Source organism: Terrabacter sp. P5_B1 (assembly GCF_056400505.1).
Genome location: NZ_JBFULD010000073.1, coordinates 1 through 13,899 on the forward strand (window position 1 = coordinate 1; position 13,899 = coordinate 13,899).

Below are 13,899 nucleotides of genomic sequence, written 5' to 3' on the forward strand. Positions count from 1 at the left end.
GCCACAGCCCGCCAGGCCACGGCCCGCCGGGCCGCGGCCGCACGTGCCTCGCGCGACCTGACCCGCAAGACCCTGACGACGAGCACCTCGTCGACGAAGTCGAGCAGCAACGCCGCCGTCCCCGGCGCCTCGTCGGGCATGCGCTCGTCGTACAACTGGGCCACCCCGGGTCAGTGCACGTGGGGCGCGCTCAACAAGTGGTACCAGTCCGAGGGCTACTACCCCGGCGGCTGGACCGGCAACGCGATGGCGTGGGCCTGGGGCGCCCGGTCGGCGGGCTACACCGTCGGCAGCATGCCGCGTACGCGTTCGATCATCGTCATGCAGCCCGGCGTCGCCGGCTCTTCGAGCGTGGGCCACGTCGGCTGGGTCACGGCCGTCAACGGCAACCAGGTGACGATCATCGAGATGAACGCGACGGCGGGCGCCTACAACTACGACACGCGCACCGTCAACCTCAGCTCGGGGATGCAGTTCATCTACGCGCCGTGACTGTGTGACGACGCTGTGACGCTGTGACCTACGCGTCGATGGTTGCGGAGTTCCTGGCGAACTGAGCACTGTCCGAAGGGGAGGATGCCGCGGCGTCCTCCCCTTCGGCAGACCCTCCGGCAACCCTGGACAAACGGGAATGTTCTCCCGGCTCTGCGCCTTGTCGCCCAGGTGGTTGAAGCCTCCACCCGCGACGGTGGTCGCCGCAAACCACCACCGACAGAGTCACCCATGAAGTCACCCACCAAGTCACCGACAGTGAGGAGCAGGCCTGTGTCCACGGCCTTCGAGAGCATCCGCATCGGCCGCTGGGACCTCCCCCAGCGCTTCGTCATGGCACCGCTGACGCGCAACCGCGCGGGCGAGGGCCAGGCGCCGACCCAGCTCAACGCCGAGTACTACGGCCAGCGCGCCACTGCCGGCCTGATCATCACCGAGGGCACGCAGCCGAGCGCCGTCGGCCAGGGTTACCTCGACACCCCCGGCATCCACTCCGACGAGCAGGTCGCCGGCTGGCGCCTCGTCGCCGACGCCGTGCACGCGGGCGGCGGCCACGTCGTGGTCCAGCTCATGCACGCGGGCCGCATCGCGCACCCCGACAACAAGGGCGGCCTCGAGAGCGTGGCACCGAGCGCCATCGCCGCCCCGGGCGAGATCGTGACCGCCAAGGGTCAGCAGGCGTATGCCGTCCCGCGCGCCCTCGAGCCCGACGAGATCCCCGCCCTCGTGGCGGAGTTCGTCCACGCAGCGCGCCAGGCCGTCGCAGCCGGTCTCGACGGGGTCGAGGTCCACGCCGCCAACGGCTACCTGCCGCACCAGTTCCTCGCGCCGTCGAGCAACCAGCGCACCGACGCCTACGGCGGTTCCCCCGAGAACCGGGCCCGGCTCACGGTCGAGATCACCAAGGCCGTCGCCGAGGCGATCGGAGCCGACCGCGTCGGCATCCGCATCTCGCCCGCGCACAACATCCAGGGCGTGCTCGAGGAGGACGAGGCCGACACCGCCGCGACCTACGAGACTCTTGTCGAGGGCATCGCGCCGCTCGGGCTCGCCTACCTCAGCATCCTCGGCGACCCGGAGTCCGACATCGTCCGCGATCTGCGCAAGCGGTTCGGTGGTCCGGTCATCCTCAACACCGGCTTCGGTTCGGTGACGCAGCTGGCCGACGTCGAGGACATCCTCGAGCGCGACCTCGGCGACCTCGTCGCGGTGGGCCGCGAGTTCCTCGCCAACCCGGATCTCGTCCGTCGCTGGCGCGAGGGAGCTCCGCTGAACGAGCCGAACTCCGACACCTTCTACGGTGGCGGTGCCGAGGGCTACACCGACTACCCCACCCTCCCCTGAGGCCACCCGACCGCCGCGCCAAGTCCGCCCGGGCTGACTTGGCGCGGCGATCTGACGGCTCCCGAGCACACCAACTCCGCCCCGGCTGAGTTGGCGCGGCGATATGGCCCCTCCCGTGCACGCCAAGTCCGCCCCGGCTGACTTGGCGTGGGCGTCACGTCGGCTCGGGTGGGTCGGCGCCCGCGACGACCGGGTCGCCGAGAGGTCGCTGGACCCACGTGACGTCGCGCGCAGCACCGAACTTCCAACCGATGGCGCGGTAGGTGCCGACCGGCTCGAAACCCATCGCCGCGTGCAGCCGCGCGCTCGCCTCGTTCGGCTGCGTCATGCCGGCGGCGGCCATCCGGTAGCCACGCGCCGTGAGCCGCTCGAGCAGCGCCCCGTAGAGCCGTCGCCCACCACCGCGTCCGTGTCGGTCGGGCGAGAGGTAGACGGACACCTCGCACGACCACCGGTACGCGGCCCGCTCCTTGAACGGGCCGGCATACGCGTAGCCGACGACCATTCCGTCCTCCTCCAGGACGAGGAACGCGTGCCTGGCCTGCGCCTTGGCGATCCGGCGGCCCATCTCGGCGACGTCCGGGGGCACGGTCTCGAAGGTGACCGTCGTGCCGGTGACGTAGGGCTCGTAGATGGCCGCGCAGGCGGCGGCGTCGGCGGCGGTGGCGTCCCGCACGAGCAGCTCAGGCATGCGGCCGATGGTAGGACGCCCCGTGACGCGAACCGCTCACGGGGGGCGGGCCGCTCAGCCACACTGGCGCCATGCTCAGCGCCATCCGGGCCCGCGTGCTCCCCGAGAACCAGCGCCGGACGTTCCAGGAGCTGACCTCGGACCTCGATCTCAACGAGGGCGACCTGCGATCGAAGCGGTCGGCGTACTGGACCATGCTCTTCCTCGCGGCCTGCATCGCGAGCGCCGGGATCATCGCCGACTCGACCGCGACCGTCATCGGAGCCATGATCATCGCGCCGCTGTCGACGCCGATCATGGGAACGGCCCTCGCCCTGGTGAAGCGCGAGCAGACCGGCGGCGTGAAGTTCGTCGTGCTGGGCGGGCTGCTGGTCATCGCCGTCGGCGCCCTGTTCTCGCTGATGCTGCCCAGCCCCTACGACCTGCTCGGGAACTCGCAGGTGGCCTCGCGCACGAGCCCTCGGCTCGTCGACCTGCTCAGCGCCCTCGCCACCGGGTTCGCCGGCGCGATCGCGCTGGCCCGTCGTGACGTTGCGGCGATCCTGCCGGGGGTCGCGATCTCGATCTCGCTCGTGCCGCCGCTGTGCGTCGTCGGCATCTGCCTCGCGGAGGGCAGCCCGAGCCTGGCCTTCGGCGCGCTCGTGCTCTTCCTCTCCAACTTCCTGGCGCTGGTCTTCGCCGGGAGCCTCGTCTTCACGACCCTCGGCTACACGCAGTCCGTCCGGCAGCAGGGTGGCGGCCCACGACGGAAGGTGCGGGTGACGTTCGCCGTCCTCGTCGTTCTCGTCCTCGCCCCCGTCATCCTCAACTCGCTCGTCGGGCTCGCCGTCTCCAAGCTGACCGACATCGGGGCGGAGAGCACACGCGCCTGGCTGGCGTCGACGCGCGGGGCCGAGATCCTCGACGTCACGAACAAGGGCTTCAGCCTCGTCATCCAGGTCAGGGCCCCCATCGACCTGCCCTCGACCACGACGCTCATGAACGATCTCAGCAGCCGGCTGCCTGCCGGCATACCTGTCGTGCTGGACCGTTCGGTCGGGCAGAGCATCGACCTCGGCTCGACGACCTGAGGTGGCTCAGGTGTCGCCGTCCGCCTCGTCAGCGGTCGCTTGGTCGGTGGCCCCGAGGTCCTGGTTCGCCTTCCGCGGCATGGGCAGGTGCACCCCGAAGCGCGACACGATGAGCGCCACGAAGGTGACGAGGAAGACCTGCCCCAGCACCGCTTCGCTCGCTGACGCCAACCTGCCGAGGTTCGTCACCGCCACGAAGTCGCCATAGCCGACCGTCGAGATCGTGACGAGGCTGAAGTACATGTAGGTCGTCGTCGACGTGGTCTGCCCGAAGAAGTCCGTCGCGCTGTAGGCGTCGATGGTCTGGTAGAGGAAGGCGTACGCGACGGCGATCTGCAGGTAGGCCGCAACGGCGCCCATGATCGTCTGGAGCGTGACCACCTCGTGCTGGAGCAGGCGGCGGGCCACGAGGACCGGAGTCAGCGCGGCGGCGATCAGCCACGCCGTCTCGGGTGGCACGGCCGACTGGTTGGTGCCCCAGCGGGCGGCGACGGAAGCAGCGCTGACGGCAAGGACGAGGACCACGAGGACGTCCACGGCGCGGCGCCACTGCCGGCGCGCACCGGAGGCCCGGACTGCCGCGAGGAGGGACAGACCCGTGATCGCGTGCGCGAACATGCGAGCCAGCACAGAACCGCTCACGTCGACCAGCCCCTGGACGGCGATGGTGACGATCACGAAGAGGAGGACGAGCTCGAAGCGGTCGAACATCAGGGGCGTTCGGGTGGGCTGCCCACCACGGTCCGCCCGGGTGGGGCGGGTGGGCCGGGAGCCCCGGGGCCTCGTGCCGGGCTCGGTGCCGGACTCCGCCATCGCTGCCCTCCTCGAGGGTCGCCAGACATGCGCCCTGTCCCGAGAATAGGACGGGGGGACCGGGCGCGTCCGGACGTTGTCAGAGCCGAGAGCTCGCCAGCGTTCGCGGGCGGGGACACCACCGAGGGCGTATGCGTGGACGACGATTCGTTCGGCCGTCTCCTCGGGCGTCAGCCTGGTCTTGCCGGCGCCACGCCCTCGCGCCCGCTTCGCCACGGTCGGGGCTGGCGTCTAGCGTGGGCGGGGTGAGCGCGACGACGAACGCACCCGCCGACGCGGGGATGACCGAGGAGCTGCTGCGCTACCTCCAGCAGGGCCGCGACGCCCTGCTGCGGTCGCTCGACGGGCTGGACGACTACGACGTGCGCCGCCCGCTGACGCCCAGCGGCACCAACCTGCTCGGCCTCGTCAAGCACGTGGCCGGGGTGGAGCTCGCCTATCTGGGCGACTCCGTCGGGCGGCCGTCGGGCGAGCGGCTGCCGTGGGTCGAGGACGGCTCGATCTGGGACTCGGCCGACATGTGGGCGACCGCCGAGGAGTCGCGCGAGGACCTCGTCGCGCTCTACCGCCGGGCGTGGGCGCACTGCGACGCCGTCGTACGGGAGCTGCCGCTCGACGCGCCGGCGAGCGTCGCGTGGTGGCCCCAGGAGCGGCGGCACACGACGCTGGGCTCGCTGCTCGTCCGGTGCGTCGCGGAGGTGTCGCAGCACGCCGGGCACGCCGACGTCCTGCGCGAGTCGATTGACGGACGCGGCGGCCGGGACCACGAGGAGATGGGCGACGACGCGTGGTGGACCGCCTACGTGTCTCGCATCCAGGCCGCCGCCGACACCCACCGGACCAACCGCGACGAGGAGGCCCAGCCGTGAGCGCCCGCAGACCCAACATCGTCTTCCTGCTCAGCGACGACCATGCCGCGCACGCCATCGGCGCCTACGGCTCGGTCGTCAACCGCACGCCGCACATCGACGCGGTCGCGAGCGCGGGGGTGCGGCTCGACAACCTCTTCGCCACCAACTCGTTGTGCTCGCCGAGCCGGGCCTCGATCCTCACCGGCACCTACAGCCACGTCAACGGCGTGACGACGCTCGACACCTTCATCGACGCGTCGCAGCCGACCTTCGTCACGGCGCTGCGCGAGGCGGGCTACCGCACGGCGTTCGTCGGCAAGTGGCACATGGGCCAGGGCTCGACCGACGGGGTCGACCACGACCCCCAGGGCTTCGACCGGTGGGACGCGCTCATCGACCAGGGCGAGTACCACGACCCGCGCTTCCTCTCCCCCGACGGGCTGCGGGTCGAGCAGGGCTACGCCACCGAGCTCATCACCGACCTCGCGATCGACTGGGTCGAGTCGCTGGACGGTGACGAAGGCTCAGGCGACGACCCGTGGTGCGTGCTCGTCTGGCACAAGGCGCCGCACCGGCCGTGGGAGCCCGACGCCGCCCACGAGGGGTTGTATGCCGAGGGCGGGCCTCTCGGCGGTGCGCCGATCCCGGTGCCCGCGACGTTCACCGACGACCTGGCCGGCCGGTCCGACACGGCGCGGCGCGCGGCGATGCGCGTCGCCGACCACCTCACCGCCGAGGACCTCAAGCAGCCGGTGCCCGAGGGGCTGAGCCACGACGAGCAGGCCCTGTGGAAGTACCAGCGCTACATGGAGGACTACCTCGCGTGCGTCGCGTCCGTCGACGACAACGTCGGGCGCATCACCGACTGGCTGCGGGAGCGCGGCGACCTCGACGACACCATCGTCATCTACTCCTCCGACCAGGGCTTCTTCCTCGGTGACCACGGCTGGTTCGACAAGCGGTTCATGTACGAGGAGTCCATCCGGATGCCGTTCGTGCTCTCCTACCCGCGCGCGGTCGCGCCGGGGCAGGCGGTCGACCGCATCGTCACGAATGTCGACATCGCACCGACCCTGCTCGAGGCGGCCGGGGTCGAGGTGCCGGCCCGGATGCAGGGCCGGTCGTTCTGGCGCGACCTCACGGGCACGGCTGAGGCACAAGCCGATCCAGAGAGCGACCGGGAGAGCGACCGGGACCGGGAGTCCGAGGGCTTCTACTACCGCTACTGGATGCACGACGACCGCAGCCACCAGGTCGGGGCGCACTACGGCTATCGCACGCACCGCTACACGCTGATCTTCTTCTACAACGACGGGCTCGGGCTGCCGGGCTGCTCGGACCGGCGGTTCGCGCAGGAGTGGGAGCTCTACGACCTCGAGGCCGACCCGGAGGAGCTCGTCAACGTCGCCGACGACCCGGCCTACGCGCAGGTGCGTGACGAGCTCGAGGCGCGGATGTGGCTGGCCCAGAAGGAGGTCGGCGACGACCCCCACCCGGACCAGCCCATCCCGCGACTCATCTCAGCCGGGAACACCTGACGAATGCGCCGAGAAGTGGGCACTCGACTGGATGTTTCCGTCGAGTGCTCACTTTCCTGCGCGCGGGGGCGACGGGAACTGCGCACTCGACTGGAAGTTCCGTCGAGTGCTCATTTTCCTGCGCGCGGGGGCGACGGGAAGTGGGCACTCGACGGGAAGCGCATCGGGGCCGGGCGGCCGAGGGCCGTCAGGCGACGGCGTCGATCTCGTCCTGGAGGTCGTCGATCGCGTGCCAGGCGTGCGCCTCGAGGGTCGTCATCGCGCGCTGCTCGTCCGCGTCGAGATGGCCGAGGAGGAACGCAGCCGCCTCCCCGACCGCCTCGTCGAGAGCGAGATGACGCAAGGTCGCGCGGGTCGTGACGGCGTCGTGGTGCTCGCCGAGCGCCATCTGCACCGTCTTTGCCCGATCGGCCATCATCCCCATCCGCTCGCCCGCGACGGGGCTCGCGGTCTCGGCCGCGTAGCGCAGCCGCTTGGCCGTCTTGCGCACCTCGTGGAGCCGGGCGGAATGGTCGACGACGTCGTTGTCGGACCCGTCCCGGGCTGCGGCCGCGAGCCGGGCGAAGCGGCGGGCCTCGTGGCGCACCCGCTTGCGGGCCACCTTGCGTCCGTCACGCAGCGCCGCCTCGGTGAGGGGCGGGTGCGTGACGACCTCGTCGAGCAGGATGGTCAGGGCGGCATACGAGGGGGAGTCGAGCGTCTCGTCGACGACGTCGGCGGCGGCGGTGGCGTCGAGCCGCAGCCGGGCCCGCAGGCCGGCCACGGCGGCATCCTCGTCCGGCCCGGCGATCGCGAGGTCGTCGAGCAGGTGATCGGTGACCTCGGCCGCGACCTCTGCGTCCCTGGCCCCCCCGAGCCGCCTGGACGCAGACTTGAGCTCGGCGCGGAGCGGCTCGGTGACAGACGTGTCGAACACCGGACGGAAGGTCGCCAGCACCGACCGGATGCGCCGCATGGCCACCCGGAGGTCGTGCACCCCCGCCGAACCACCTCCGCGAGCAGTTGCCTCGGCGAGCCGGAGGGCATCCCGCTGGTCGGCAAGGCGCTGACGCACGAGGGTCCCAACGGACGACATACCCCTTATCTACCCTGCGCCGGGGCTGGCGTCCTTGCTTCGCGTGATCCTGTGAAGTCTCGACAAGCCGCTTCGGCCCGCGTCGATGAAACGTATCGTCGATAAGGTGGCACGGGTCACCGTCCCCTCCGCACGCGACACCGCCGTCGACGACGCAGTCGAAACGGCCACCGACGCTGCCGCCGGTGGCTGGCTACCCCTGCTCGCTCCCGCGCCTGAGCCGGAGGACCCGCCGCCGCCAACCCGGCGGGACCGCGTCCGCGCCCGGCTGGCCCGGGTGCCCCGCAGAGTCTGGTGGGGCCTCGTCGCGCTCCTTGTCGTCGTCGCGTTGGTGACGACGTATGCCGTCACGCGGCCCCCGGGACCGCCGGTCCTCACCCAGCACGACGTCGACACGAGCGTCCAGCGCGGCATCGCGAAGCAGGCTGAGGCGGACGCAGCCGCACCGGCCGACGGATCGGTCGCGCACGCGGCGATCGCGCCCTCGATCGTGCTCATCCAGACCCGCGAGACGGTCGACAGCCGCCCGGCCGAGGGCACGGGCGCCGGGGTGGTCGTCAACGCCGACGGCACCGTCCTCACCGCCTTGCACGTCGTCGACGGGGCGACGGCGATCACGGTCTCCTTCGCTGATGGCACGACCACCCCGGCGAGGATCGCGAGCCGCAAGCCGGACAGCGACATCGCCACGCTGACCCCGGCCACGCTGCCGGAGACGGTCGTGCCGGCCGTGCTCGGCGCGGGGTTGGAGGTCGGAGCGCCGGTCTTCGCCGTCGGCCACCCGCTCGGGCTCGTGGACTCACTCTCGGCCGGGGTCGTCTCGGCGCTCGACCGGACGGTGAGTGTCACGGGCAACCGCAAGCTCGAGCACCTCATCCAGATCGACGCAGCGGTCAACCCCGGCAACTCCGGCGGCCCTCTGCTCAACAAGACCGGACAGGTCGTCGGCATCGTCACGGGGCTGGCCAACCCGACCGATCAGAGCCTCTTCGTCGGCATCGGCTTCGCGGTACCGATCGCGACGGCGGCGGGGGCGGCGGGCAGCCCACCCCGCTGAGACGGCGCATCAGTTCACGGGCAACAGGGACAACCACAAGGGCAACCACAAGAGCAACCAACAGGACCACCACACGGCATACGCGAACCACACGGCATTCACGAACCACTCGGACGACCAGGAGGACGGCATGGACGGCGACGCACCCACTGGTCGGCACGCGCTCGAGCAGGCGCTCTACGAGGTGAAGCGGACGATCGTCGGGCAGGACGTGCTCGTCGAGCGGATGCTCGTGGCGTTGCTCGCCCGGGGGCACCTGCTCGTCGAGGGGGTGCCGGGACTGGCGAAGACGATGGCGGTCAAGACGCTCGCCCAGGCCATCGGCGGCGACTTCCAGCGGATCCAGTTCACGCCCGACCTCGTGCCGGCCGACGTCGTCGGGACGCGGATCTACAACCAGAAGGAGGGCGAGTTCCAGGTCTCACTCGGGCCAGTCTTCGCCAACCTCGTGCTCGCCGACGAGATCAACCGGGCGCCGGCGAAGGTGCAGAGCGCGCTGCTCGAGGTCATGCAGGAGCGGCAGGTGACGATCGGGCGCGAGACCTTCCCGGCGCCGGACCCGTTCCTCGTCATGGCGACCCAGAATCCCATCGAGTCGGAGGGGACGTATGCGCTGCCCGAGGCGCAGGTCGACCGCTTCATGCTCAAGGTGCTCATCGGATATCCCACTGCCGCTGAGGAGTTCGTCGTCGTCGAGCGACAGATCGCCGCCGCCGTCGCGACGGTCAAGGTGCTCGACCCGGAGATGCTGCGGGGCTTCSAGCTCGAGGCGGACGCCGTCTACGTCGACCCCGCGGTGATCGAGTATGCCGTCCGGCTGGCCACCGCCACCCGTGACCCGGCGGGCGTCGGACTGCACGACCTTGCCCGGCTGCTGACCTATGGCGCGAGCCCCCGGGCGTCGATCAACCTCATCCTCGCAGCTCGGGCGCTGGCGTTCCTGCGAGGACGGGACTACGCGTTGCCCGGTGACGTGCGCGACCTCGCTCGGGACGTGCTGCGGCACCGGATCGTGCTGTCCTACGAGGCGCTGGCCGAGGACCTGTCGCCCGACGACCTGCTCGGGCCGCTCCTCGAGGCGGTGCGGGTGCCGACGGCGCCGTTGCGGGAGCGGGCGAGTGGCTTCGACGGGGTGGGGCTGCCTGGTGCCGTTGGTGACTCGACATGGGCGCGACCCCCCCGCTGAGCGCCGAGCGCCTGCTGCGACGCCTCGAGTGGAGGGTCGTGCGGCGACTCGACGGGCGACTCCAGGGCGACTACCGCACCCTCTTCCGCGGGGCGGGGCTCGACTTCACGGACCTGCGCGAGTACGTGCCGGGCGACGACCTGCGCCACATCGAGTGGAACGTCACGGCGCGGCTCGACGAGCCCTACGTGCGCGAGTTCGTCGAGGACCGCGAGCTGACGGCCTGGCTGCTGCTCGACCACTCGGCGTCGATGGGGTTCGGACCGGTCGACCGGCAGAAGGACCTCGTGCTCGCCGAGGTGGCGACGACGCTGGCGCACGTGCTGAGCCGCGGCGGGAGCCGGGTCGGCGCGATCATCATGGACACCGGCGTCGACACGGTGATCCCGCCGGCGTCGGGCCGCACCCAGGTTCTGCGGATCGCGAAGACCCTGCTCGACCGGCGCGAGGCCCGGGCCGCTGCTCTCGAGCCGGCGAGGCCCCACCGTCGAAAGGCCACTTCCCGCCCCGCGGGTGCCGTCACGGACCTCGGGGCGCTGCTCGCGGCGGCATACGGCATCGCGCGGAGGCGGTCGCTCGTGCTCGTCGTGTCGGACTTCATCACGACGGACGGGTGGGAGGCGCCGTTGTCGCGACTGGCGCGGCGGCACGAGGTCGTGGCGATCCAGGTCATCGATCCGCGCGAGAGCGAGCTGCCCGACGCGGGCGGGGTCTACGTCGAGGACGCGGAGACGGGCGAGCAGATCTTCGTCGACACGAGCGACGTCGGGTTCCGAGCACGCCTGGCCGCGGCGGCGGAGGCGCGGCAGGCAGACCTCGAGGCGCGGGCACGCAAGGTCGGTGTCGACCTCTGCCCGCTGCGGACGGACGACGACCTCGTGCGGTCGCTCATGCGCATCTCGGAGCTGCGGCGCCGGAGACGGCGATGAGGTGGCGGCGATGAGGTGGCGGCGATGAGCGGGGTGTCGCTGACGTGGCCGTGGGCGATCGCGGGGCTGCTCGTCGTGCCGCTCCTCGTCCTCGCCTACCGGCGGGCCCTGCGGACCGCGGAGGCGCGGCGACAGGAGCTGGCGGCGCAGGGTCTCGTGCTGCCGCCGCCTCGCGGAGGGTGGCGGCACGTGGGGCCCGCGCTGCTCATCGCGGCCATGGCCGTCATGGTGCTGTCGCTGACGCGGCCCGTGGCGTCGATCACCGAACCGCACCGCGAGGGCACGGTCGTGCTCGCGTTCGACGTGTCGAACAGCATGGCCGCGACAGACGTGTCGCCGTCACGGCTGGAGGCCGCAAAGGCGGCGGCGCGATCGTTCACCGCGAAGCAGCCGTCATCCGTGCGCATCGCGGTGGTCGCGTTCGGCGGGTCCGCGCTGGTGACGCAGCGGCCGACCGAGGACCGGGCCGCGGTGCTGGCGGCAGTGGCGCGGCTGAAGCCGTCGGGGGACACGTCGCTCCGTGACGGCATCCTCAGCGGGCTGGGCGCGATCGTCGGCAGGCCGGTCAAGCCGCCCGGTGACGCGGAGAAGGGGACGGATGGGGAGACGCCGATCGGCTACCACGGCGGGACCGCGATCGTGCTGCTCACCGACGGCGAGGACACGTCGGACACGGGGCCCTCGGGCGCGGCCGAGCTCGCGTCGGCGGCGGGAGTCCGGGTCGAGCCGATCGGGCTCGGGACCCCGAAGGGGACGACGATCGAGGTGGACGGCTTCAGCATCGCGACGGCCCTCGACGAGTCGTCGCTGCAGGCCATCGCGGCGACAACGGGCGGGACGTACCGGCGAGCCTCGGACGCGGCGTCGCTGGCGGCCGTCTATGACGCGATCGAGCTGACGTGGACGACGCGCACGGTGCCGCACGAGGTGACCTCGTGGCTGGCGGCGCTCGGTGCGGCCCTGTTGCTCGGCGGGGCCACGGTGTCGGTCCTGCGACAGGGGCGGGTGATCTGACGTGACGTTCGGGCTGCCGTCGATGCTGCTGGTGCTCGGGTTCGTGCCGGTGTTGCTCGGCATCTACGTCTGTCAGCTGCGGCGTCGACGTCGGCAGGCGGTCCGCTTCTCGAACGTCGCCCTGCTGAGGACCGCGGGTGTCGGGGCGCGGTCGTGGCGGCGGCACGTGCCGATCGTCCTGCTGCTGGCCGCACTGGGGCTCTTGGGGGCGGCGAGCGCGCGGCCGACGGTGCGGGCCGAGGTGCCGGCCTCGAGCTCGACGGTCATCCTCGCCCTGGACGTGTCGGGCTCGATGTGCGCGACCGACGTCCTGCCGAACCGGTTGAGCGCCGCGCAGGCGGCCGTGCGGGCGTTCGTGCAGAGACAGGAAGGGGAGACGAAGATCGGCCTCGTCGTGTTCTCCGGGTTCGCCCAGCTCGCGGTGGCCCCGACGACCCACCGGGACGAGCTCCTGGCAGCCCTCGATGCCGTGACGACGGGCCGCGGGACGACGATCGGATCGGCGATCCTGCGGTCGCTCGACGCGATCGCCGAGCTGGACCCGAACGTGGCGCCGTCGGACTCCGTCGACGAGCCGACGACCGATGGGCCGGGCCTCGGTGGCCCGACTCCCACACCGAGTCCGACGGCGGGTGGGCGCGCCGGTGGCGCTGCAGGCGGGCAGGTGGACGTGGCGCCGGAGATCATCGTGCTGCTCACGGACGGGGCGAACACGCGTGGAGTGACGCCGTCCCAGGCGGCCGAGCAGGCAGCGGCGCGCGGGGTCCGGGTCTATCCGATCGGGTTCGGCACGACGAACCCGACGCAGATGGCCTGCACGCGCGACCAGTACGGCACCTTTTCCATGCCGCAGACACGCGACATCACCGGTGCCGGTGCCGGGGCGCTGGGCGGCCGCAGCTTCCTCGTCGTGGACGAGCCTGCCCTGAGGAACGTCGCGAGGAAGACGGGCGGCACGTACTTCGCCGCCACCGACGCCGACGGCCTGACGAAGGTGCTGGCCGACCTCCCCAAGCACGTCACGGTGAGTGAGCAGGACATCGACCTCAGCGCCGCCTTCGCCCTGCTGGCCGCCCTCGTCCTGCTGACGGGCCTGGGGCTCTCGATCGGTCGTCACCGTCACCCCTGAGCGCGCGTCAGGTCGGCCGGGCAGCCACCCAGGCGTCGATGGCCTCGAGGACGGTGTCGGTGACGCTGTGCTTCGGGACGAAGCCGAGGAGGGCGCGGGCCTTGTCCATGGAGAACATCGGGGCTCGACCGATGTGGTCCAGCGTCAGGGTGGCCTGCTCCGGGTCCAGTCCGGTCACGAACTCGGCCCACGGCACGAGCTCCAGCCTGGGCTCGTGACCGAAGTGCCGGGCGACGAGCTCGGCGTAGCCGCGGAGCGTCAGCGCCTGCGTGCAGACGCTGTTGAAGCTCTGCCCCGTCGCGGCGTCGGGCTGCTCGAGGCACGCCTGGTGCAGCCCTGCCACGTCCTCGGCGTGGACGTGGTGGATGGTCTCCGTGCCACGGCCCGGCAGGACGCACGACCCATCCGCTCGCAGGGACTCGATGACGGCTGGATCGACGTTGCCGGCCGGACCGATCGGCATCCATCCGGGACCGCTGATGTGGCCGGGGTGGACGACACTGGCGCGCACTCGGTCCTGGGCCATCAGGTACTGCTCGATCGCGAGCTTGTTCACTCCGTACTCGCCGTAGGGGTGCTTGGGCGCGTCCTCGGTCGTGGGCACCAGCGTGCTGGGCCCGTAGGACCAGACGCTCCCGGTGTGGACCACGTGCTGGCCGTCGAGCGCCTCGACGAGCAGCCGGGCCTGGACGGGCGTGAAGCACGTGAGG

The 13,899-nt window shown here is 71.6% G+C and carries 14 protein-coding genes; 10 read left to right on the forward strand and 4 right to left on the reverse strand.

The window, feature by feature from the left end; all coding sequences use genetic code 11:
* Positions 1 to 492: CHAP domain-containing protein (locus AC1DP0_RS07580; protein WP_478083332.1), on the forward strand; the 492-nt coding region annotated here is incomplete at its 5' end.
* Between the two features lie 273 nt (positions 493 to 765).
* Positions 766 to 1,836, forward strand: coding sequence for an alkene reductase (locus AC1DP0_RS07585; RefSeq protein ID WP_478083333.1), 1,071 nt, complete (start codon positions 766 to 768; stop codon positions 1,834 to 1,836).
* A 154-nt stretch (positions 1,837 to 1,990) separates the two neighbouring features.
* Here AC1DP0_RS07585 and AC1DP0_RS07590 read toward each other — a convergent pair whose 3' ends face one another.
* Positions 1,991 to 2,527: an N-acetyltransferase family protein gene (locus AC1DP0_RS07590; protein ID WP_478083335.1), complete on the reverse strand. Its 537-nt coding sequence runs from the start codon at positions 2,525 to 2,527 to the stop codon at positions 1,991 to 1,993.
* A 71-nt stretch (positions 2,528 to 2,598) separates the two neighbouring features.
* Here AC1DP0_RS07590 and AC1DP0_RS07595 point away from each other — a divergent pair, with 71 nt between their 5' ends.
* Positions 2,599 to 3,597, forward strand: a complete 999-nt coding sequence (locus AC1DP0_RS07595; RefSeq protein ID WP_478083336.1) for a TIGR00341 family protein — start codon at positions 2,599 to 2,601, stop codon at positions 3,595 to 3,597.
* A gap of 6 nt (positions 3,598 to 3,603) precedes the next feature.
* Here the strand turns inward: AC1DP0_RS07595 and AC1DP0_RS07600 are convergent, their stop codons facing one another.
* The gene (locus AC1DP0_RS07600) at positions 3,604 to 4,410 is read right to left on the reverse strand and encodes a potassium channel family protein (RefSeq protein ID WP_478083338.1); all 807 of its coding nucleotides are present in this window, start codon (positions 4,408 to 4,410) and stop codon (positions 3,604 to 3,606) included.
* A gap of 245 nt (positions 4,411 to 4,655) precedes the next feature.
* Here AC1DP0_RS07600 and AC1DP0_RS07605 point away from each other — a divergent pair, with 245 nt between their 5' ends.
* Together AC1DP0_RS07605 and AC1DP0_RS07610 are read left to right on the forward strand one after the other, a co-directional pair.
* Positions 4,656 to 5,279: a DinB family protein gene (locus tag AC1DP0_RS07605; protein ID WP_478083340.1), complete on the forward strand. Its 624-nt coding sequence runs from the start codon at positions 4,656 to 4,658 to the stop codon at positions 5,277 to 5,279.
* Positions 5,276 to 6,799: a sulfatase family protein gene (locus tag AC1DP0_RS07610; RefSeq protein ID WP_478083343.1), complete on the forward strand. Its 1,524-nt coding sequence runs from the start codon at positions 5,276 to 5,278 to the stop codon at positions 6,797 to 6,799. Before AC1DP0_RS07605 ends, AC1DP0_RS07610 begins: the two co-directional genes overlap by 4 nt.
* Positions 6,800 to 6,986: 187 nt before the next feature.
* On the opposite strand, the gene AC1DP0_RS07615 is transcribed toward AC1DP0_RS07610, so the two are convergent.
* Complete coding sequence (locus AC1DP0_RS07615) at positions 6,987 to 7,874, reverse strand: CHAD domain-containing protein (protein ID WP_478083345.1); 888 nt, start codon at positions 7,872 to 7,874, stop codon at positions 6,987 to 6,989.
* Positions 7,875 to 7,980: 106 nt separating this feature from the next.
* On the opposite strand from AC1DP0_RS07615, the gene AC1DP0_RS07620 reads away from it, so the two are divergent.
* The 5 genes from AC1DP0_RS07620 (at position 7,981) to AC1DP0_RS07640 (ending at position 13,189) form a co-directional block, all read left to right on the forward strand.
* Positions 7,981 to 8,931 (forward strand): S1C family serine protease, encoded by a 951-nt coding sequence (locus tag AC1DP0_RS07620; RefSeq protein WP_478083349.1) that lies wholly within the window; start codon positions 7,981 to 7,983, stop codon positions 8,929 to 8,931.
* Between the two features lie 130 nt (positions 8,932 to 9,061).
* Positions 9,062 to 10,117, forward strand: a complete 1,056-nt coding sequence (locus AC1DP0_RS07625) for an AAA family ATPase (RefSeq protein WP_478083351.1) — start codon at positions 9,062 to 9,064, stop codon at positions 10,115 to 10,117.
* A complete protein-coding gene (locus AC1DP0_RS07630) occupies positions 10,096 to 11,046 on the forward strand; it encodes a DUF58 domain-containing protein (RefSeq protein ID WP_478083353.1) in 951 nt (316 codons plus the stop codon). The genes AC1DP0_RS07625 and AC1DP0_RS07630 overlap by 22 nt, the downstream gene beginning before the upstream one ends.
* Positions 11,047 to 11,070: 24 nt before the next feature.
* Positions 11,071 to 12,060 (forward strand): VWA domain-containing protein, encoded by a 990-nt coding sequence (locus tag AC1DP0_RS07635; protein WP_478083354.1) that lies wholly within the window; start codon positions 11,071 to 11,073, stop codon positions 12,058 to 12,060.
* 1 nt (position 12,061) lies between these two features.
* Complete coding sequence (locus AC1DP0_RS07640) at positions 12,062 to 13,189, forward strand: VWA domain-containing protein (RefSeq protein ID WP_478083356.1); 1,128 nt, start codon at positions 12,062 to 12,064, stop codon at positions 13,187 to 13,189.
* A gap of 7 nt (positions 13,190 to 13,196) precedes the next feature.
* Here AC1DP0_RS07640 and AC1DP0_RS07645 read toward each other — a convergent pair.
* Positions 13,197 to 13,899, reverse strand: a 703-nt coding sequence (locus AC1DP0_RS07645) for an NAD-dependent epimerase/dehydratase family protein (RefSeq protein WP_478083357.1), incomplete at its 5' end; no start/stop codon positions are given.

What these genes read in the sequence shown, in the direction of transcription:
- AC1DP0_RS07635 (WP_478083354.1), top strand. Translation starts at nt 11,071, where the DNA reads ATGAGCGGGGTGTCGCTGACGTGGCCGTGGGCGATCGCGGGGCTGCTC.
- AC1DP0_RS07600 (WP_478083338.1), bottom strand. Translation starts at nt 4,410, where the DNA reads ATGGCGGAGTCCGGCACCGAGCCCGGCACGAGGCCCCGGGGCTCCCGG.
- AC1DP0_RS07630 (WP_478083353.1), top strand. Translation starts at nt 10,096, where the DNA reads ATGGGCGCGACCCCCCCGCTGAGCGCCGAGCGCCTGCTGCGACGCCTC.
- AC1DP0_RS07590 (WP_478083335.1), bottom strand. Translation starts at nt 2,527, where the DNA reads ATGCCTGAGCTGCTCGTGCGGGACGCCACCGCCGCCGACGCCGCCGCC.
- AC1DP0_RS07615 (WP_478083345.1), bottom strand. Translation starts at nt 7,874, where the DNA reads ATGTCGTCCGTTGGGACCCTCGTGCGTCAGCGCCTTGCCGACCAGCGG.
- AC1DP0_RS07595 (WP_478083336.1), top strand. Translation starts at nt 2,599, where the DNA reads ATGCTCAGCGCCATCCGGGCCCGCGTGCTCCCCGAGAACCAGCGCCGG.